The sequence below is a fragment of the Acetobacter pasteurianus subsp. pasteurianus LMG 1262 = NBRC 106471 genome (genome assembly GCF_000285275.1).
Lineage (GTDB): Bacteria > Pseudomonadota > Alphaproteobacteria > Acetobacterales > Acetobacteraceae > Acetobacter > Acetobacter pasteurianus.
Genome location: NZ_CADO01000013.1, coordinates 1 through 21,698, shown reverse-complemented (window position 1 = coordinate 21,698; position 21,698 = coordinate 1). Strand labels below are relative to the sequence as shown.

Sequence of the window (21,698 nt, the reverse complement as noted above, 5' to 3'; positions counted from 1 at the left end):
TATAGGATTGAAGTTTCAATCATAATTCAGTTTCAGAATAAGTGTGATGCACGAAAGACACAGGATTATAAAACTTAACCAGACATTCAGATTTATGTTGCGAATCCGAAACGTTAAAACATAACGTTTCTGTGTCCCCACTATTTGTCCTGTTTGTCAGAGCTGAGAAAAAACATGCCCCATCCTCGTTTTTCAGTTGTTCATTTTCTCTTGGCCGGAACCATCTGTAGTTCAATCGCAATGGAGAGTGCTGCGTTTGGTCAGTCCGTGCCGCATCCTGCAAAAACAGTAAGGGCACAAGCTAAAAATACGAATAAGAAAACAACTGTACCTAAAAAACTAGGTGCAGTTGAATCTAAAGGTGGTCCTGAAGAAGTTCACGTAGGCGGACATGCTTTATCTGCCCAAGGTGTCACACGTCGCGCTCCTGGTGGAGGGTTGATGCGATTGGAGACCAGAGCAGGAACTATCCAATCTGTTACGCGTGATTTTATTGCCAAACAGCCACCATCAGCTAACCCTGTTCAGGTTTTGGCACTAACTCCCAGTGCGTTTGTTACTCTTACAGAACCCTATGGCATTGCTGGTGGCAACCTGATGTTACGTGGTTTGCCGGGTGACCACGTAGGTTGGATTTACAATGGGGCACCTGTAAATGATGTGGGGGATGGGGGATTTTACGCAAACCAGACATCTGATGGTGATAACCTGAAATCAGTTTCTTTGATGCCTGGTTCAGTAGATATTGATACCCCTAGTATTTCTGCGGCAGCAGGCAGTGCATATGCAGAACTGATAGATCCTTCTCATAGAAGGGGAGGGTTTGTAGATTTTTCCTACGGTTCCTATAATATGCACCGTGAATTTATCCGCCTTGAAAGTGGAGATATAGGAAATAGTGGTGTAAGAGCATTTGCTTCCTTTTCTAATACAGAGGCAGATAACTGGCGCGGTCCAGGCAAGTTCACGCGTAAGCACGTAGATTTTAAAATGATCAAGGAATTTACGCCAGAAAGCCGTTGGACAATCAACGCCAGTTATAATACCAATGTTCTACAGCTTGATGAAAACCCCACAAAAGAACAGTTTGGTGAATTTGGGAAAAATTACGATTACGATTCCCATTATCATCTAAATAATAAAACAAATTATTACAAATATGGTCTTGATGCATTTCAGAACTTAATCGCTTCAGCACCCTTGTCTGTTAAGCTGGCGGAAGGCTTGCGCTTTGATGATACACCATACCTTTGGTGGGGGTCTGGAACTATTGGTGGAGTCAGTACGGTTGAGGATGGTAAAACGTATTCAGGCACCCAACCTGTTGATATAGACGTGGCAAACGGCACAAATGTTTATACGCCTCTGTATTTTAGTTACCACCGCACAGGTAACAATGCCAAGATGACATGGACAAAAGGTATTAATACCTTAACCTTTGGGTGGTGGTATGAATGGTCTCGTACAAATCAATCTACCCCAGTTTCCTACATCAATCAGGCAGACGGTGGGCCTGCAAATATTTACGGAGATTACGGCCCACATATTTATCGTACATCGGATGGAAACCGCTGGTACCTAAATGATCATAATACGTTTACTCAGGTAAATATGTTGTATTTGGGTGATCGGGTGAAATTGCTACATGACAAGCTCGAATTACAAGCAGGTATAAGGCTGGCTATGGTCAACCGTAAGGTAGACAGTTACGTGCCGAACATTCAGCAGCACCGTGGGCAGAATGTTTTTGAACCGCTTCCACAGTTTAGTGCCAGTTACAAATTTAATGAGCATCACCAAATATATGTTCGTGGGGCAACAAACTTTAAAATGCCCAATAACAATACCATGTTTGAACTGTATAATATTGATGGCAGCATGTCTACGGCACCATCTAGTAATGTAAAGCCGGAATATGCCATCAATGAAGAAATAGGTTATCGCTACCATGATAATCTTCTTGTAGGGGAAATTTCTTTCTTTAACTACAATTTCACCAATATGCAGATGGGAGTTCTGAGCTATTTTGGAAGTGCTCCGATGTCTACAACAATGAACGTAGGTAACCAGACATCCCGTGGTGTGGATATTCAGATCGGAACACGGCCTATTTTTGGACACTTCAGGCCGTATATGAGTTTTGAATATCTTGACGCAACAATGGATTCAAACATCCAATACCTTAATGATTACTTGCGCACAAAAGGCAAGCGTCCGGTAGGAACTCCACATGAAATGGGTGCTTTAGGGGTTGATTGGGACAATGGGCATATTTTTGCCAACCTGAACCTTAAATATATTGGTTCTCAGTATTCTACTTTGATGAATGATGAAAAACTGCATCCATATATTATGGATACAGTGACACTTGGCTATAGATTTTCCAATAAGTGGTATCTGCGTTCTCCCCAGATACAGTTGAATTTTCAAAATCTTGCGGGCTCACTCTATCGGAATGGGGTATATTCTATGTCTCCATTTGCGCATGCAACAACTGGCGTGTACGGCACGCAATTCGCATCAGGAACAGCACCAACCTATACCTTGTCACCTGGGTTTGCCGTTTCGTTTTCAGTATCAACGGGTTTCTAATATTCGTGCTGATATTTTGAATTAAAAACTGACTAAATGGTCAGAAAAATGTTGCGGAAACGAACTTAAATAACATACCATTCTGGTATCGGGGTTGAACGGGAAATCTTCTGATGCATGTCTTGGATCTAAAAAATAGTCGCTTAACAGAGGAGGAACTCCAGAAAAACTTTTCGGATGCTCATCCTCCTCTTACGCATGAGCAGGCTTTGGTAGAGGCAGAACGTTGTTTTTACTGCTATGATGCACCTTGCACAGAAGCCTGCCCAACAAGCATTGATATTCCCAAATTTATACACGCTATTGCTACGGGTAATATGCAAGGTTCGGCACACACTATCTTGGAATCTAATATTCTGGGGGGATCATGTGCACGTGTTTGCCCGACTGAAATTCTATGTGAACAGAAGTGTGTTCATAATGTTCGGGAAGAAGGAAAGCCTATTCGTATTGGTGCTTTGCAACGCCATGCAACAGATTGGCAAATGGAACATGGTGGTCAACCGTTTATCCGTAAACCTTTAACCGGTCGTAAAGTTGCGATTGTAGGGGCGGGGCCTGCTGGGCTTGCCTGTGCACATCGCTTGGCACTGCATGGTCATGATGTTGTGCTTTTTGATAAGCATGATCTAGCTGGTGGCCTGAATGAATATGGAGTGGCCGCCTATAAGCTTGCAGATGATTTTGCGCAGAAAGAAGTGGATTTTCTGTTTGATATTGGGGGGATATCATTTGTTGGTGGTAAAACATTAGGAACAGATTTCACCCTAGGGGATTTGCAGCGAGATTATGATGCTGTTTTTCTTTCTTTAGGTTTAGCGGGTGTGCGTCAGTTGGAAATGGAAGGAGAAGCGCTGGAGGGTGTTCAGGATGCTGTTTCTTTCATTAAGATGTTACGATCAAACAACAAAAAAGATGTTCCGGTAGGTCGGCGTGTCGTCGTTATTGGGGGAGGGAACACAGCGATAGATGCCGCTGTGCAAGCGCGTAGGCTAGGCGCAGAAGAGGTTACACTCGTTTATCGCCGTGGCGCAGAAAATATGTCTGCCACTGTTGTGGAGCGAGAATGGGCGCAAACCAATGGCGTAACGGTACGTTTGTGGGCAGCACCAACCCAGATTGTTCAGGAAAGTGGTGTACTCGCAGGTATTGAATTTGCAAAAGGTTGCATCAATTCAGATGGAAAAGCTGAATACAACGTAGAGGATACGTTTTTTGCGCCTGCAGATATGCTGCTGAAAGCAGTTGGGCAGGTTTTTCATCATGATCCAATAAGCGGTGAAGATATTGAAATCCGTAATGGACGTATTGTTGTGGACGCTCATTATCGTACCAGTATGCGAGGTATTTATGCTGGAGGTGATTGCACAGCAGGTGAAGACCTGACAGTTGCCGCTGTGAGAGATGGTCGAGATGCCGCAGAAGCTATCAACATAGCTCTACAAAAAGACGCGTGAGCAGGAGAGACGTAAATGGCTAATTTAAAAACATCTTTTGCCGGAATTAAGTCTCCCAATCCGTTCTGGCTGGCATCTGCGCCCCCAACCGATAAGGAGTATAATGTCCGCCGCGCTTTTGAGGCCGGGTGGGGCGGGGTTGTATGGAAAACATTGGGGGAAGATCCTCCGGTGGTGAATGTCAGCTCCCGTTACGGTTCTCTGGATTACAATGGCGCTAGAATGATTGGCTTGAATAATATCGAGCTTATTTCTGACCGCCCATTGGCAGTAAATATTGCAGAAATTAAATCTGTTAAAAGAGATTATCCAGATCGTGCTGTTGTTGTCAGCCTGATGGTACCTTGCCAGGAGGACAAGTGGAAAGCCATTCTTCCCATTGTTGAAGAAACAGGCGCCGATGGTATTGAATTGAATTTTGGTTGCCCGCATGGAATGTCAGAGCGTAATATGGGCGCGGCTGTAGGGCAGGTTCCAGAATATGTTGAAATGGTAACACGCTGGTGTAAGCAAAATACACGCATGCCTGTTATTGTTAAACTTACCCCTAATATCACGAATATTCTTATGCCGGCACATGCTGCAAAACGTGGTGGTGCGGATGGTGTTTCCCTTATTAACACTATCCAGTCTGTTATTGGTGTAGATCTGGATGCTATGGCCCCTATGCCTATTGTGGGTGGAAAAGGGACACATGGTGGCTATTGTGGGCCAGCAGTTAAACCCATAGCACTGCGTATGATTGGTGAAATTGCCCGAGACCCTGAAATGGCTGGTATGCCTATTTCTGGTATTGGTGGCATTGGAACATGGCGTGATGCAGCAGAATTTTTGGCAATGGGGTCAACAACTCTGCAAGTTTGTACTGCTGCCATGCATTATGGCTTTCGTATTGTAGAGGACATGATAGATGGTTTGTCTGCTTGGATGGACCAGAAGGGATATGCTGATATTCCTGCGGTAAGTGGTCAGGCTATTCAAAAATTTGTTCCATGGAACACGCTTAATCTCAAATTTAAAACAATCGCCAATATTAATCAGGATGCTTGTGTAAGTTGTGGTTTGTGCCATATCGCGTGCGAGGACACATCCCACCAAGCAATCTCTAAAACCCGAGTGGATGGTGAACGCCATTACGAGGTGATTGAGGAAGAATGTGTAGGGTGCAACCTTTGTGCACATGTTTGTCCGATTGATGGGTGTATCACCATGGAACCTCAACCTGAGGAAGAAGAACTGACATGGAACCAGCATCCTAATAACCCAATGAAAATTTCTGCATAATTAAAAAATATTACCTGATATTAAGGAGTAAAGTTTGTGTCTGATTTAGCAAAAAATAGCAATTTGCGTATTGATGGTACTGCTCTTTGGGCGGATCTTATGGAAACCGCACAGTTTGGGGGAACGAACAAAGGGGGAGTGCGCCGTTTAACCCTGACCAAGGAAGATAAACAGGTGCGTGACTGGTTCATGCAGACGTGCCAGAGCTTGGGGTGTGAAGTTTCTTATGATTCCATGGGCAACCTTTTTGCGCGGCGTCCAGGGCAGGACAATGACCTGCCACCTATCACCATGGGAAGTCATTTAGATACACAGCCTACAGGTGGAAAATTTGACGGTATTCTGGGTGTATTAGGTGGCTTGGCTGTTTTGCGCACGCTTCATCAGTCCGGATATGTTACACGCCATCCTATTGAGTTGATCAATTGGACCAATGAAGAGGGATCTCGTTTTTCTCCTCCCATGATGTGCTCTGGTGTTTTTGCAGGCATTTTTACAGAAGCCGAAGTGCTTGAAAAAAGAGATCGGGCTGGTATCCGTTTTGGTGATGAGCTTGATGCCATCGGATATCGGGGAGAGGAGATTTGCGGCCAACATCCTATTTCTGCTTATTTTGAATTGCATATTGAGCAAGGACCTATTTTAGAAGCAGAAGACAAGACAATAGGTATTGTAACAGGTATTCAGGGAGCCCGTTGGTACGAAGTAACTGTGCGTGGAAAGGATGCGCATGCAGGCTCTACACCAATGACATTAAGGCATGATGCATTGGTCGCAACAGCCGGTATGATTGAGGCTGTTAGTAAAGTTGCAAAAGCACACGGCCCAAGTGCTGTAGGAACTGTGGGGCTGATTGAAAATAGGCCTAACAGTAGCAACGTGGTGCCGGGCGAAGTTTTTTTCACGGTGGATATTAGAGATCCAGACGATGCGGTTGTGCTGCGTATGGAGCAAGAGCTGAAAGCATTGATGGAAAAAATTGCATCAGATAATAAAGTTACAGTCGATATCGTGCAGATATGGGACGCTCCAGCAGTTCATTTTGATCCATCTTGTGTTGATATGGTTGAACAGACAACGCTGGAAAAAGGTTACACTGCACGCCGTATCGTTTCTGGGCCTGGTCATGATGCGGGTTATTTAGCTCATGTGGCGCCAACAGCCATGATTTTTGTACCTTGCAAAGATGGCCTCAGCCATAATGAGGAAGAAAGTATTCTGGAAGAAGATGCTGAAAAAGGTGCTAATGTTCTTCTGGGTGCAGTTTTAAAAGCTGATGTTAAATTCAATTCTAAGTAATATGTAAAATTATTCAATAATAAGGGCGTAGGGCTGTACATCTTGCGCCCTTATGTATGTGAATATATGCGGGTCGTATTTTTCAAAAATGTATATAGTTCTGCTTTATCTGATAAAGTTACGTTAAAGCGAAACCATTGTGATGGTGCTTGGTTAGGGCGAAATAGATACCCAGGAGCCAGAAGGATATTATTTTCAGCTGCTATTTGTGTGATTTTTAAAGGAGATATATCAAATGCAAATCGCGCCCAGATAAATAATCCTCCCATTGGTCTATTATAAACTTCAAGGCCGGAAGATTTGAGAGCATTTGATACTTTTTTTTGGTTTTGAAAAAGTTGCTCTCGTAAGTCTGATAAATGACTAATATATAAACCACTTTTTAAAATATTGTGCACAATCATTTCATTTATTTGTGGGGTTGTGAGGCTAATTGACATTTTATAAGAGAGAATTTTTTGTGTTATGGCAGTGGGAGCAATAACATACCCAACCCGTAAACCGGGACCAATTGTTTTAGAAAAACTTCCTATATGAATAACATTATTATTGTTTCCTTGCGATAAGCAGGGTTGACGTATTGGCGCGAGATCAAGAAAAATATTGTCTTCGATTAAGATAAGACCTATTTTTTTTGAAATTTCGTTTATTTTATAAATATTATCAAGAGATGTGCAAATTCCTGTTGGGTTGTGTAAAACTGATGTTGTAACCATAACTTGGGCCTTTGTCTGATGCTGTATTTCTAATAACGCATCAGTATCTGGACCTTCTTTGGTATATGGAATGCCAACAGCACGTAAGTTCAGGTTTTGGAGTAAAAGGTAGAGGTTACAATAGCCAGGGTCATCAACCAGCACGATGTCTCCGGGCTGCGTACATGCTCGTAAGGAGAGTTCAAGCGCTTGGCTGGCTCCATGTGTAAGAGTAATACTGTTTTCTATTGTATGTATATTTCTACGTTCCAGAAGGTTGCGAATAGCCGTTCGCAAAGGTCGCAACCCAGCAGGATCTCCATACTCCATAAGGGATGGTATTAAATTTGATTGTGCTATATTTTTTAAAGATTTTTGAATAGACGATGTAAATATTTGCTGTTCAGAAAGCCATCCACCACCTGCTTTAATGTGTGGTGATGTGTCTTCATAAGCATGCTGTAAGAGCCAATCAGGATTGAAGGATGATTGTGTGCAGGAAGGTAATACGGGATTTTTTATTACATAATATCCGCTACGATTTTTAGATTTAATATATCCATTCTCAGATAGTTTATTATACACACTGGCGGCCGTTACATGGCTGACAGAATAAAGGTCTGCCAGCATTCGAATGGAAGGCAGGCGATCATCCAGAGCTATATGTCCTTTCTCAATTTCCCCTTGTATAAAATGAACAATCTGGTTTGTGACCGGCTCTTTTGCGCTGGATTTGGATTGAAGAAAAGCAGAGTGGAAGATGGACATTTCACACCTGTACAGATTCCAGACGAGATGATGATTCTGTACATATCATAACGTGTGGTGTTTTGTTACGGTTATTTACTGACTTCCGTGTTGGGCGGCAGTTTGAACACATCATTATGATGGAACCCACGCAATGGTAGACATGAGCAGCAATTTTGATTCTGTAAATGAGGCGCGTAAGGGCACTTACTGGCAGCCTTTTACAAGCAATAGGTTATTGCGTGCTGATCCGGAACCCCGGATGCTTACAAAAGCAGAAGGTATTTATTATACGTCTATCAATGGCACACGTTTGCTGGATACGCTTTCAGGCTTATGGTGTACGCCTTTGGGACACGCTCACCCGCGTATTGCAGAAGCTGTTAAAACACAGGTGGAAACCTTGGATTTTGCTCCAAGTTTTCAGATGACGCATCCTGGAGCCATAAGTCTTGCTGAGCGTATCGCAGAGATGGCCCCTGAGGGAATGAACCATGTATTTTTTGCAAATTCAGGTTCAGAATCTGTTGATACAGCATTAAAAGTGGCTTTGGGGTTTCATCGTATCAAAGGTGAAGGCAATCGCTTTCGTATGATAGGGCGTGAGCGCGGGTATCATGGTGTCGGGTTTGGTGGCATGTCTGTTGGAGGCATTGTATCTAACCGTAAGATGTTTGCACCGTGTATGATGCCTGGAGTGGATCATCTTCGGCACCCCTATGAACCGGAATATGCAGCTTTTTCACATGGTCAACCAACATGGGGTGCGGAACGGGCGGAAGATTTGCAGCGTCTGGTGGCTTTGCATGATGCCTCTACAATTGCCGCAGTTATTGTTGAACCCGTACAGGGATCGACAGGCGTGTTGGTTCCGCCTGTAGGGTATTTGGAACGTCTGCGCGAAATTTGTACGCAAAACGGCATCCTTCTTATTTTTGATGAAGTGATTACCGGGTTTGGGCGTATGGGTGCCCCGTTTGCCGCCCAGAGATTTGGGGTAAAGCCAGATATCATCACTTTTGCCAAGGCGGTTACAAACGGTGTGGTGCCTATGGGAGGAGTGATTGTTACAGATGAAATTTACAACACATTTATGACAGGTCCTGAAAGTGCCATAGAATTTTGTCATGGATATACGTATTCTGGGCACCCTTTGGCAGCGGCAGTAGGGCATGTTGTGCTCGATATTATGGAAAGTGAAGATATTTTTGCCCGTGTGCGTGCGCTGGAACCTGTTCTGGAAGAAGAAGTTCATGGTCTGAAGGATCTTCCCTGTGTTTCTGATATCCGTAACATCGGTTTGACTGCAGCCGTAGATATGAAGCCAATAGAGGGAAAGCCCGGAGCTCGATGGTCTGCGGTGTTTGAGGAAGGTTTACGTCAGGGGCTTTTGCTGCGTTGTACAGGGGATACGGTTTCTTTTGGTCCTCCTTTTGTCGCCTCAGAGCAGGAATTGCGAGGTATGATTGCCTCGTTCCGTAAAGTGCTTGAAGCTGTTGGTTAAAGAGTTGTTTCTATTAAATTAATTTTGCAAAGGAGTTGTTATGCCTCTTCTTCACTTCCATCTTGTTAAAGGTCGCAATCCAGCAGAAATTCGCACATTGTTGGATGCTGCGCATGGAGCCATGCTGGCAGCTTTTAAGGTGCCAGAGCGTGATCGGTATCAGATTGTTTCTGAACATGATGTTAACCATATGGTTATTGAAGATACCGGGCTAGATATCCCGCGCACGAACAAGTTTGTGTTACTTCAAGTTACATCTCGGCCACGTTCCAAAGAACAGTTTGCAGAGTTTTATCGTCTGTTGGCAGAAGCATTGCAGCAAAAATGCGGTATAGAGTCCTCGGACCTCATGGTATCCATTGTGGAAAATTCTGCTGAACACTGGAGCTTTGGGTATGGACGTGCTCAGTTTTTGACAGGTGAACTCTAAAGGTATTATTTATAGTTCAAGCCCGTGATCATACAGCATTTATCTGTGTGGTCATGGGTTATTTGTTTTTTATTAAATTATATATAAAAAGTGTCACTTCAAACATATTATCAAAATCCTGATAGCAGGCATAAATTTGTCTTGATATGCCGAAGTATTTTCTAAAGTATATTGTAAATATTGGAAGAATTTCCAAATACCCCTAGCTTGACAATATCTATGAATTTGGACCAGAAAAGCCTGCTTTTTTCTTTTGGTCTTACTTCGCAGGTAGGGAGATATTTTTAGTCGCGGCAGAAAATCAAGGTGTTCTGTAGTTCGCTTCAGAGCCAGCATGGCAAACTTTACGGCATAAAGTTTTATTATGCCATTTGTCAGAGAAAATTTTTCTGATTGTCAGTCATTAACCTTGTATCGGCTTATATGCCGGACATTAATATTATTGGAGTGATGAAATGGCTGACACTCAGCCCGCAGATCACCAGCCATCTTTAGGTGGTATCTATCGCGCCTTTTTCTCTTTAATAAGTATTCTTGCTGGATGCGCCCTTGTCTATGGGGGGCTGCAACTGCTGGTTTTGGGAGGATCGGCTTATTACCTTCTGGCAGGCTTGGCATATATTGCCGCTGCCATTCTTGTTTTTCTAAAAAAGCGTTATGCTTTGCTGGTAGCTGTAGGCACGTTTATCGCAACGTGTTTGTGGGCTGTATATGATACCCCAGAATTTGGGTATTGGGCCTTACTGCCGCGTTTAGTCGTTCCAGCTATTTTATTCACACTGAATATTTGGGCGGTCGCCACTTTTTCTAATGTCAGCCAATCTGTGCGACGCGGAAGTGTTTTTACAGGTTTGGGTGTTGTGGGGTGTTTGCTCATTACTCTTGTTGAAGCATTTTACCCGCATGGGCAGATTGTTTCTCCAGAAGTGGCGGAGAAAAATCCAGAGCTGGCACAGGTGGATAAAACCGATGGGCCAGAAGACTGGGAGTTTTTTGGCAGAAATGCTGCAGGAACGCGTTACGCACCGTATACTCAAATCACCCCGCAAAATGTTGATAAACTAAAAGTCGCATGGGTGTATCATACGGGCAGGCGGATACAGGGTGCAGGCATAGGTGTTGACGAAAACACGCCTGAACAGATTGGAAATGTACTGTATTCCTGTACACCAGAAAATCTTATTACAGCATTGGATGCTGATACGGGCAAACCGATCTGGAAGTTTGATCCTAAGGCCCACAGCGCAGAGCATATAACATGCCGCGGTGTTGGTTATTATGATATTGATAAAGATGCATCACTCACCGAAGCTGAAAAAATTGCTGATTCAGCACAGATGTGCCGGCAACGTATTCTGGTTTCAACGGTAGATGCCCGCTTTATTGTGTTAGACGCCCATACAGGCACACCGTGCGCTGGTTTTGGCGTTGATGGTGCGGTTGATCTTAAACCGCAGATGGGGCCGGTAGAACGGGGCAAACGCTACCATCCAACATCTATGCCTGTGGTTATGGGGCATGTAGCTGTTATTGGTGGCTGGGTGCGTGATATCGTGCACGGTGAGCCTTCGGGCGTTGTGCGTGCATATGATGTGCGGAATGGTTCCTTGGTTTGGGCGTGGGATGTTGGCCATCCGGACAACACTGGCGCACCGCCAGAAGGGCAGACCTATACATTGGAAACACCCAATGTGTGGACGATCCCGACATATGATAAAGAACTCAATCTTGTGTATTTGCCTACAGGCAATGGCCCACCAGATTACTGGGGTGGGGACCGTGATGCTGTAAAAGAAAAGTTTGGTGCTGCCATTGTGGCTGTGGATGCAGCAACCGGTAAAACCAAATGGGTTTTTCAAACAGTTCATCACGATGTATGGGATTATGATCTGCCTTCTCAGCCTGTGCTGTATACGGTTACAAATGCTCAGGGTGAAAAAGTTCCAGCACTGATCCAGACCACAAAAACTGGTCATATTTTTGTTGTGGATCGTCGGACAGGTACTCCAGTGACAGAGGTGCAGGAACGTAAGGTTGCAACGTCTCCATCCGCACAGGGCGAGCATCTTTCTCCTACACAACCTTTCTCGGTAGGGATGCCCGTTATTGGTGCAGATCCGCTTACAGAAAGCGCTATGTGGGGTGTCAGTACGTTTGATCAGCTTTATTGCCGGATCATGTTCAAGAACTCTGTTTATGAAGGGCCTTTTACCCCACCGGGTGAAAAACCTTACATTGAATGGCCGAGCCTTTTGGGTGGTATGAACTGGGGCGGTATCTCTATTGATGAAGCTAAGGGCGTTATGTTTGTAAATGACATGCGTATGCCCCTGCGTATGTCTTTGGTGACGCATGAAGAAGCTAAAAAATACAAGTCATCTACAGATGAGGTGCCGGGCTTTATGGGCACAATCCGCCCACAAATTGCAGGGCCTTATTCTGGTGTAAGAATTGATATTCTTCAGTCACCACTTGCGGTGCCGTGCAACACACCGCCTTTTGGCACTATGAGTGCGATTGACCTGCATACCAAGAAATTGCTGTGGCAGGTGCCAATGGGCACTACACAGGATCTGGGCCCAATGGGTATTAAAACCCATTTGCCAATTCCTATGGGCATGCCCACGCTTGGGGGACCAACCTCCACAGCTTCTGGGTTAGTCTTTTTTGCGGGAACGCAGGATTATTATCTGCGGGCGCTTAATTCTGCCAATGGCAAGGAAGTGTGGCGTGAACGTTTGCCTGTTGGGGCCGTAGCTGCGCCACTGGTCTATCGTTCACCCAAAACGGGTAAGGAATATGTTGTTATTTCTGCGGGTGGTATGAGCCATTCTCCAGATGTAGGCGATTATATTATTGCCTATGCGCTGCCTGATGGCACTGAGCAGAAATAAAGCATTTACTCACTAAGCCTAAGAAAAATCCCCACTCATGAGTGGGGATTTTTTTGTGGGATTAAACCCTGAGTTTTATAAATTCACTTAGTATAATGCGTTAAAGGCAAACTGTGGTGATACAACGCGGGATGTATTATGCCCCGCATAATACACGGAAACACCAGCAATAACGCCATAATTGGGCGTCCAGTTGTACTCTAGTGCAGGGGCAACCTGCCAATCTCCCGAACCAGTACTGAGTTCATCTACCTTCAGGCCAGAAGCATAGTGCCCTTTTAAGCGAGAGCCATTGGCCCAATCTCGCGCTACGTCAATTGCAAAAACCCATCTCTGCGTAATGCCATATTCCAAGGAAAACCCTGCTTCACCATACATGCCGGGTTGTCCGTGACCACGGAAACCGCGAGTAGTGCCATAACTAGTGACGTCTCTGAGATGAGCAGAATTCAGTGCACGCCGGAACGTGGCCCATAACCGTAGCCGCAACTCGTGGTTATTGGGCATGGTGTATGTGGATTGTTCGGTTAATGTTGCGCGGTATGTGTAAACCCCACTGCCAACACCATCTTGTGCGCGTCCGAGGTGAGAGTAATCACCCGTAGGAAAGGAAACGCCGGTAATCAAATTGAGTGTGGGAATAAACCGTTTGGGGTCTGCTGTAAGATAGCGCCACATCAGGTCAACGGGCACATCCCCAATTTTCAGGCCGCTGCTGGTTGTATCACCATGCTTCCACCGATAACTGATGGCCGGAGTGGTCTGAATGCTCAGGTAATCGGTTAAGGCATATCGGTAAATGGTAAAGCTGGTAACCGATTGCTGACGTGGGGAGGACATGGGCACATTATTATTGTGCGGCCCGATCATACCTGAAGGCACAGAGTAGTACATATAAGGTTCTAATAGGAACATACCCTGTTTAGAGAGAGGGCCCGATGGAGAAACCAGAGACCCTGTGTACCACTGATCGGCAGCGTAAGCGCTATGAGAGTATGTGGTTACAGTAATGGCAGATAAGGCAAGGGGTAGAAGAAAACGCAAAGGTTTGTAAGAAAAATTCCTGAAAATGGTGCTCATCAAATGTGCTCCTTGGAAACTTGATTGTTTTCCGCACATGGAAAGTCTGCATCATCAGTAAGTTCCACCGAGGAGAGTGTCTGTGGAACAATATCGTGTGGTTTCTGGTTGGAGGTTTTCCATCCGATAAGGAGTACAACAGCCAATAATGGAATAGCGGCAATAGACATTGTGCCAGTTGGGTAATCCAGTGCCATCAGCAGTAAAATGCAGAGGAAAAACACAATGCTTAACCAGGATGTAAACGGGGCCCCGGGCATTGCAAAACCTGTAGGGGCAATGCGACCAGCTTTAATAGCCTGACGTAATTTGATCTGGCATAAGAGAATAAAGCACCAGGTGCTGATAATTCCCAAAGATGCCATATTAAGTACGATTTCAAAAATTTGTGATGGCAGAAGATAGTTCAACCCAACGCCAACTAGATAAATGGCAACAGTTGTAAGAATGGCTGCGGCAGGAACAGATTGTTTGTTCATACGCGTTAAGTAACGTGGTGCAGAACCGTTAAGTGCCAGAGCCCGAAGCACTCGGCCAGTGGAATAAAGGCCAGAGTTCAGGCTGGAGAGTGCCGCGGTGAGCACCACGATGTTCATGAGGGAATCTACCCCCGGAACACCAAGTTTGGAAAAGAACGTTACAAATGGGCTAATCCCTGCCTGATAAGATGACCACGGCAGAAGCAGCACAAGAAGAGTAACGGTACCAACGTAAAAAATAATAATCCGCCAAATAACATTGTTGATGGCAGAAGGCAGAATTTCACGCACATTCTGGCATTCACCAGCGGCAGTGCCAATCATCTCAATGCCAAAATAGGCGAATACAACACCTTGCATCAAAGCAAGTGCGGGTAGGGCCCCATGAGGGAACAGGCCACCATGTTCAGTAATCAACTGCAGGCCAGTTGTGTGTCCATCAATCGGAACACGCAAGCCTAAAACAGCACTTCCAACAACAAGAAAAATCAAAAGTGCGGCAACTTTAATAAGCGAGAACCAAAACTCCATCTCGCCGAACCATTTTACACCAATAAGATTCATTGATGTAATAACCATAAGAGCCATTAGCGCCATAACCCATTGCGGGACGGCCGCAAATACGCCCCAGAAATGCATGTAAAGGGCTATGGCAGTAATATCGACAATACCCGTCATGGCCCAGCTGAAGAATGAGAGTGCACCCGCTACATAAGACGCGCGAGGCCCCAGAAATTCCAGCGCGTAGGAAACAAAACTACCGCTGGTAGGCCGGTACATAACCAGTTCCCCCAATGCTCTGAGCATCAGGAAGGAAAAAATGCCGCAAACCAGATAAACGATAGCAAGAGAAGGGCCTACGGCCTGAAGCCTGCTTCCGGCACCAAGGAAAAGACCAGTTCCAATAGCACCTCCTATGGAGATCATTTGGATCTGACGTTTGCCTAAAGCTTGTTTGTATCCTTCTGAAGTCTGTTGAAGGGGGTGGGATGAAGAAGTTTTTGTGTCCAAAATTTCTATCTCCATGACAACAGACAGTGCGAAATCTGCAATATATTTTATGGAACGCACCTTGTTTCGATAATGCAATAACAGTAATCGCAAGATCAGGGAAGTCATTGCAGAATCGAAATGCCGCAGATTTGATGTATAAGTTGTTTCATAAAAATAAACTACACATAGTTTATTGGAGTATACATGCGTTATTCAATCTATTTTATTTTTATTTACTTGAATTAATCTGAATATAAAAAAGTAAAAATTTTTTTATGTATTATATATCGTAATCAAAAATATATTATAATATCTAAATCGGAAATTGTTTTTGGTAAATACAAATAAATTGTTAATTCATAAAATAGGATAAATAGTGATATTTATTGGATGTTTAAGTGAGGTGTCGTGCTATTTACAATAAGAGAGCTACGACACCTCTCTAAAAAGTTACGCGATGCAAACAGTTGCTTCGCTTGCAAGCACACGGAAAGTGAAGCTTTCCTGAAGATATAATTCAACGGTTTCTGCCGTATGGCTTAGATAACCGATGGAAAAGTCCTGACCGATATCAAGCTGTAAATCTCCACCACGTTTGGAGATAACAAAGGCGCCTTCAATAGCTGGGGCCCAGATAGGTTCTCCTTCAATCAGGCTTTCAATATGCTTGAGCACGGGGTAGCCGACATCATCTCCGCCGCTCACGGCTTGATAAGCTTTTGTACCAAGCACGAGGGCATAAGGGCCGTTCACACCAGCAAGGCGCAATGTATCCAACGCACTTGTAATGGCTCGAGGGTAATCTTTTGCAGAAGTTGGCAGTTTTGTATGAGGGTTGGATGACCCTTGCCGAATGCCCGTTATGCCAGCGGCGGTATAGCCATCGAAAATGGCACGGTCTTCTGCAAAGGCAATTTTCTGGGCGGCATCCTTAACCGGCTGCCAATCAGAATCTAGAGAGCCACGCTCTACAGCATCAATTTCTGCGCGTGATAAGGTAAAGGGCACACGCAGTTCAATAACAGGCAACACTTCACGCTGCACAGCCTGTATGCCATCGCTTGGGGGCTGGATCTGTTTGTTACGGCCCGTGCCAACGCTGGAAAATGCTGTCCCTTTGGGTTCTGGTGTATCAACCACGCGCCGGCCAGCCAGATTGCGGCGGATGGTGCGAGAAGCTTCTTGTTCAATTTCGGCCCAAGCTGCGTGGGAAATGGGGGCGAGATGTTTATGCAGGTTGTTCATGTTAGGCGTCCTTATTGTTTAATGATCCAATGCCAAGAGAACCGTGTAGAGCTTTGGGGAGAGGGGGAGCCGTTACAGGTTCTGGAGATGCCTGTGTATTTTCTGTGCTCATGTTGGGAGCATCGTCAAGAAATTCACTTGTGGGAATAAAGAAGAGAGATCCCGTTACCGCAGTGCTGACATCCAGGATTCTATCGTAATTGCCCGGAGGCTTTCCGATAAACATATTTTGTAACATTTGCTCTGTGCGTGCAGGGGAGCGTGCATAGCCAATAAAGTATGTGCCAAACTCTCCCTTGCCCACTTCTCCAAAAGGCATGTTGTCACGCACAATCTGAAGCTGCTGCCCGTTTTCTTCAATGTTGGTCAGAACATTGTGCGCGTAGCTGGGTTTTGCGGCTTCAGGTAATTCTATGTCGGATACTTTTTTGCGGCCGATAATGTGTTCCTGCACTTCAGTTGGAATGGCATCCCATTTTTTAAGATCATGCAGGTATTTCTGAACAATAACGTAACTGCCGCCTGTAAATGATGGATCTTCATTTCCAATAACGGTTGCCGCAAAAGCTGCCTGCCCGGTTGGGTTTTCGGTGCCATCAACAAAACCAAGTAGATCTCGTGCATCAAAATACTTAAAACCATGCACTTCATCTACAACCTTTGCGACACCTTCCAAGCGGGAAGTAAGAGCCGTTGCAAGTTCAAAGCATAAATCCATACGCGTAGCGCGGATATGGAACAGGAGATCCCCCGGTGTGGAAGGGGCGTGATGAACACCGTTAATTTCCTGAAAAGGATGAAGTTCTTTGGGGCGTGGTGCGCCAAAAAGCAGATCCCATGCGTTTGAACCAATCCCGGTAATACAGCTTAATTTGCCATCAGGAATACGAAATCCGACACCTCGTACAAGTGAAGAAATATCACCAAGCAGATCCAGAACCTGAGTGCGCACCGTGGGGGCATCATTCAGGGTCATCACAAGAAAAAGGGCCGATTGTGTTAATTTCGTATCAACTGGCTGCGGTGTAACCACTGTGAGGGAACTCCTGAATGCATGACGCGTTATATAATCGCAACGGATGCCTAGCATAGGCAGATGAATATTGGTGGCAAGATGGAAGGTGGTGTCAAATAAACACATCCATCAGATAATAATTTTTCATGATAAGTATCTTTTATCATAAGATAAATAAAAGGTCTTGGACGAACGCTTGTTATTGATTTAGCATAAATACCAAATCATGGTGGTGTTGTTTCCGGTGTATAATGCGTATTCATAGCATTTATGACGTATAGATAGATTTTTTATTGATATCCAACGTCAATTTTCGGTCAAAATACCACAATTATAAGTTTGGAAAGAACCTATGCAACCTGCGCATGATATTGCGCTTCTTTTGGCGCGCTTCCAGTTTGCCTTTACTGTAGGTGTTCATATCATCTTTCCGGCCTTTTCAATCGGGCTGGCGGCCTATTTGGCTGTATTGGAAGGATGCTGGCTGAAAACCGGACGTTCTGTTTTTCTTGATCTGTATCGTTACTGGATCAAGGTATTTTCAATCGTTTTTGGTATGGGCGTCGTTTCCGGTTTGGTAATGTCGTATGAATTCGGCACGAACTGGTCGGTTTTTTCTCAAAAGGCAGGACCTATTACAGGGGTTCTTTTGTCTTATGAGGTTATGACAGCCTTTTTCCTTGAGGCTGGGTTTCTTGGCATCATGCTGTTCGGCATGAACAAGGTTGGGCGCAAGTTGCATTTTGCGGCTACGTGCTGCGTATCAGTCGGTACTTTGATTTCCATGACGTGGATTTTGTCTTCCAATTCATGGATGCAAACGCCGCGTGGCTATATGATAGATCCTGCAACAGGGCGTTTTATGCCAGCAGATTGGTTGGCCATTATCTTTAATCCGTCTTTTCCATTCCGTTTGGTCCATATGGGGTTGGCGGCTTTTTTGTCTGTTGCCTTTATTGTTGGTGCAACAGGTGCATGGCATATGCTCAAGGCGCGGCGAGAAGGCAAAGCCGCTACAGCTCCTGTACGCACCATGTTTTCCATGGCCATGTGGATGGCAGCTATTGTGGCACCTTTACAGATCATGGCAGGTGATGCGCATGGCCTGAATACCTTGAAATATCAGCCAGCAAAAATTGCAGCTATGGAAGGGGATTGGGATTCCACCGCCCGTGCGCCGGAGCTGTTATTTGGCATTCCCAACATGAAAACCGAGCATACGGATTACGCCGTAAAGATTCCGCTGCTTGGCTCCCTGATTTTAACGCATAGCCTGGAAGGTAAAGTGCCGGGGTTGAAAGACTTCCCGCGCGATCAACGTCCGCCCTCACAGGTTATTTTCTTTTCCTTCCGTATCATGGTCGCACTTGGTGTGCTCATGATGTTGGTTGGCTTCTGGTCTTTGTGGCTACGGCGTACACGCACCCTGTTTACGAACGCTGTATTCCACCGTGTCGCGGTGTGTATGGCACCAGCAGGTTTTCTTGCCTTACTCTGCGGTTGGGTTACCACGGAAGTGGGACGGCAGCCTTGGACAGTTTATGGGCTGCTCAGAACATCGCAAAGTGTTTCACCAATTATGCTGCCCAGCATGGCTGTAACAATGACAGCCTTTGTTGTGGTGTATGTGATTGTGTTTGGTTCTGGCATTGGCATTTTGGTGCGCCAACTGGGGCATGCACCGCAGGAAGGTGAGCAGGAAACCAGCTCCGCCAATGCATCCGACATTTTGGCAGAACGTATGCATCCGGAAGTTATCGAATCTACTTCTGGTAAAGGGGCTTGAATATAATGGATCTTACATATTGGCTCCCGATTATATGGGCCGTTATCTTGGTGGCGGCTATTTCAATCTACGTCATTCTGGATGGTTTTGATCTTGGCATTGGCATGCTGTTTGCATTGGAGCGTGACCCCGGCCGCCGCAATGTGATGGTGAGCACCATTGCGCCAGTATGGGATGGCAATGAAACATGGATGGTGCTGGGTGGGGCTGTGCTTTACGGTGTATTTCCGGGAGCATATGGCACGCTTTTGCCGGCTTTTTACCTCCCGATCATTCTTATGCTGCTAGCGCTGATTTTTCGTGGCGTAGCATTTGAATTTCGGGTCATGACGCATGGGACAGGCCGCGAGAAGTTATGGAATGTCGGTTTCATGGCTGGGTCTGGCATTGCTGCATTTTGTCAGGGGGCCATTCTTGGGGGCGTTGTTCAGGGCGTAAAAGTTGTTGATGGTGCTTTTGCCGGAAGTGGGCTTGATTGGCTGACGCCTTTTAGCATTCTATGCGGCCTGGCCGTGATGTGTGGTTATGCTTTGTTAGGAGCGACCTGGCTGATTTGGCGCACGACCGGAGCGTTAGAAGCATCTTGCCGCCGCTGGGCGAGTAAGCTGGCCATCGGGTTGTTTGTAGGGATTGTGGCCGTCAGCTTGTGGACGCCACTGTTGCATGCACCTTATTTGCGCCGTTGGACAGATTGGCCAAATATTGTTTTTGTTCTTCCTGTGCCGGTTCTTGTGGCTGTGTTGGGTGTTCTGTTCGTGCGTGGCTTAAGACATGAACATTCCAAAGGCCCATTTCTATGCGCGCTCGGCTGGTTCTTTTTATGTCTTTCCGGTTTGGGTATTACGGTTTGGCCTTATATCGTTCCGCCCGGTCTAACACTTTGGGATGTTTCGGCTCCCCCAAGTAGCCAATTGTTCCAGCTTGTTGGCACAGTTATTCTGCTACCAATTATCCTAACCTACACAATTTATTCCTATCGTGTGTTTCGCGGAAAGGTAACGGAAACAGATGCCTATCACTAAAATTGTTCAGGGAAATGGAGATGGTGCCCCAAAGAATATCGGGGCACGGATTGGATGGTTTGTAGCTATCTGGACGCTAAGCACCGCAGTGTTTTTTGCCGGGGCCTCTTTATTGCACCTGATGATTCCCAAATAGGTAAGTTTGAAACTCCCCTGCTTTGCAGGAAGCAGGGGAATACCTTAAAAATGTGTTTTATTTTGAAATAATAGTATTCTCTCTTAGTTGTTTTGCAGAATTATCTTTGTTGTTTTTTGAAACAGTGTCAGCATTTTCTAATTGGCTGCGTGGTGTACTTTTAAAGGGCGGGATTTTTTGCCCAGGTAAATAATAAGGCCCTTGGTAATTTTGGTCGAGCTGAGCATTGTTAAGCTTATCGATCATATTATCGCCTGTTCCATCTGAATACATGGAAGATTGCGGCGTGGAGGCCGCCTTTTGCGGTTTAGGAGCGCTTTGTGCAAAAGCTGGCATTGTCAGATACCCCAAAGCCATTCCTGTATATATGATCTGTTTTATGCGTGACATGAGGTATTTCTCTTTGCTGAGTATAGGCAGAAAAGAATGGAGAGGCCCATCAAAACAGAAGCCTCTATATAACTGTTCATGGATATGTGGCGTTCCTCGGTGAACGCAAAGAATTTTTCATTCACGAAGAATGCAACATTCATACTGGTATTTCGTTTCTAAGGTATGAGTTTGTTTTGCATTCAATGGGTATACTAACGTTATTTAAAGTATTGTTTTCAAATGTATAAATGAAATAACCAAACAAAATATCATAAAATAGTATAACTTAGAAAAATATTGAATAAATTTCTGCACAATGATAATATTTTAGATGCACATTACGTATGAAATAAGAGGTGAGGGAATATTTTATGAAGGATTCTGGAACGGCGCACGCGCATTTTGGTTGGTTTAAGCGCCGTAAACAGATGAAGCCGCAGGACATTACTGTTGTTGATGCCCAGATGTTAAATAAGGCAGTGGGCGCAGCTGCCTTGGGTAATGCCATGGAGTGGTTCGACTTTGGTGTCTATGGTTATATTGCTGTCACGCTGGGGCAGGTCTTTTTTCCATCGGATGATGCTGCAACCCGCCTGATTGCAACTTTTGCTACGTGTCAGGTTGTGAGACGTCATTGGGATGATGTAGCGTGGGCGATACCGCGTTAT

15 protein-coding genes and 1 pseudogene are annotated in these 21,698 nt (G+C 45.1%); 10 read left to right on the top strand and 6 right to left on the bottom strand.

The features are described 5' to 3' along the window. Positions 1 to 174 precede the first annotated feature (174 nt). From APA10_RS04110 to APA10_RS04095, 4 genes are all read left to right on the top strand, one after another. Positions 175 to 2,592, top strand: coding sequence for a TonB-dependent receptor (locus APA10_RS04110; protein WP_174714352.1), 2,418 nt, complete (start codon positions 175 to 177; stop codon positions 2,590 to 2,592). 113 nt (positions 2,593 to 2,705) lie between these two features. Then, entirely contained in the window at positions 2,706 to 4,049 is a 1,344-nt protein-coding gene (locus APA10_RS04105) for an NAD(P)-dependent oxidoreductase (RefSeq protein WP_035365782.1), read from the top strand. A gap of 15 nt (positions 4,050 to 4,064) precedes the next feature. After that, positions 4,065 to 5,333, top strand: a complete 1,269-nt coding sequence (preA, locus tag APA10_RS04100; protein ID WP_003629341.1) for an NAD-dependent dihydropyrimidine dehydrogenase subunit PreA — start codon at positions 4,065 to 4,067, stop codon at positions 5,331 to 5,333. A gap of 36 nt (positions 5,334 to 5,369) precedes the next feature. Then, positions 5,370 to 6,632, top strand: a complete 1,263-nt coding sequence (locus APA10_RS04095) for a M20 family metallo-hydrolase (protein WP_003629342.1) — start codon at positions 5,370 to 5,372, stop codon at positions 6,630 to 6,632. Between the two features lie 50 nt (positions 6,633 to 6,682). On the opposite strand, the gene APA10_RS04090 is transcribed toward APA10_RS04095, so the two are convergent. Further along, complete coding sequence (locus tag APA10_RS04090) at positions 6,683 to 8,095, bottom strand: aminotransferase-like domain-containing protein (RefSeq protein ID WP_003629343.1); 1,413 nt, start codon at positions 8,093 to 8,095, stop codon at positions 6,683 to 6,685. A 133-nt stretch (positions 8,096 to 8,228) separates the two neighbouring features. On the opposite strand from APA10_RS04090, the gene APA10_RS04085 reads away from it, so the two are divergent. From APA10_RS04085 to APA10_RS04075, 3 genes are all read left to right on the top strand, one after another. After that, positions 8,229 to 9,578 (top strand): aspartate aminotransferase family protein, encoded by a 1,350-nt coding sequence (locus APA10_RS04085; RefSeq protein WP_003629344.1) that lies wholly within the window; start codon positions 8,229 to 8,231, stop codon positions 9,576 to 9,578. Positions 9,579 to 9,618: 40 nt separating this feature from the next. Continuing rightward, positions 9,619 to 10,008, top strand: coding sequence for a tautomerase family protein (locus APA10_RS04080; RefSeq protein WP_003629345.1), 390 nt, complete (start codon positions 9,619 to 9,621; stop codon positions 10,006 to 10,008). 455 nt (positions 10,009 to 10,463) lie between these two features. Then, positions 10,464 to 12,902: a membrane-bound PQQ-dependent dehydrogenase, glucose/quinate/shikimate family gene (locus APA10_RS04075; RefSeq protein ID WP_003629346.1), complete on the top strand. Its 2,439-nt coding sequence runs from the start codon at positions 10,464 to 10,466 to the stop codon at positions 12,900 to 12,902. A gap of 87 nt (positions 12,903 to 12,989) precedes the next feature. Here the strand turns inward: APA10_RS04075 and APA10_RS04070 are convergent, their stop codons facing one another. The 4 genes from APA10_RS04070 to APA10_RS04055 form a co-directional block, all read right to left on the bottom strand. Further along, on the bottom strand, positions 12,990 to 13,982 hold the full coding sequence (locus APA10_RS04070; RefSeq protein ID WP_014457319.1) for a hypothetical protein: 993 nt from the start codon (positions 13,980 to 13,982) through the stop codon (positions 12,990 to 12,992). Beyond that, on the bottom strand, positions 13,982 to 15,472 hold the full coding sequence (locus APA10_RS04065; RefSeq protein WP_373862312.1) for an amino acid permease: 1,491 nt from the start codon (positions 15,470 to 15,472) through the stop codon (positions 13,982 to 13,984). The genes APA10_RS04070 and APA10_RS04065 overlap by 1 nt, the downstream gene beginning before the upstream one ends. A gap of 432 nt (positions 15,473 to 15,904) precedes the next feature. Beyond that, positions 15,905 to 16,699, bottom strand: a complete 795-nt coding sequence (locus APA10_RS04060; protein WP_003629349.1) for a family 1 encapsulin nanocompartment shell protein — start codon at positions 16,697 to 16,699, stop codon at positions 15,905 to 15,907. Between the two features lies 1 nt (position 16,700). After that, on the bottom strand, positions 16,701 to 17,732 hold the full coding sequence (locus tag APA10_RS04055) for a Dyp-type peroxidase (RefSeq protein ID WP_035365784.1): 1,032 nt from the start codon (positions 17,730 to 17,732) through the stop codon (positions 16,701 to 16,703). Positions 17,733 to 18,066: 334 nt separating this feature from the next. On the opposite strand from APA10_RS04055, the gene APA10_RS04050 reads away from it, so the two are divergent. Both APA10_RS04050 and cydB read left to right on the top strand, forming a co-directional pair. Beyond that, complete coding sequence (locus APA10_RS04050; RefSeq protein WP_003629351.1) at positions 18,067 to 19,500, top strand: cytochrome ubiquinol oxidase subunit I; 1,434 nt, start codon at positions 18,067 to 18,069, stop codon at positions 19,498 to 19,500. A gap of 5 nt (positions 19,501 to 19,505) precedes the next feature. Beyond that, complete coding sequence (gene cydB, locus APA10_RS04045; protein ID WP_003629352.1) at positions 19,506 to 20,522, top strand: cytochrome d ubiquinol oxidase subunit II; 1,017 nt, start codon at positions 19,506 to 19,508, stop codon at positions 20,520 to 20,522. Between the two features lie 193 nt (positions 20,523 to 20,715). Here the strand turns inward: cydB and APA10_RS14835 are convergent, their stop codons facing one another. After that, positions 20,716 to 21,048 (bottom strand): hypothetical protein, encoded by a 333-nt coding sequence (locus APA10_RS14835; RefSeq protein ID WP_155116671.1) that lies wholly within the window; start codon positions 21,046 to 21,048, stop codon positions 20,716 to 20,718. Positions 21,049 to 21,401: 353 nt separating this feature from the next. Here APA10_RS14835 and APA10_RS04035 point away from each other — a divergent pair. Beyond that, positions 21,402 to 21,698 (top strand): annotated as a pseudogene (locus APA10_RS04035) (hypothetical protein); the annotation flags it as partial.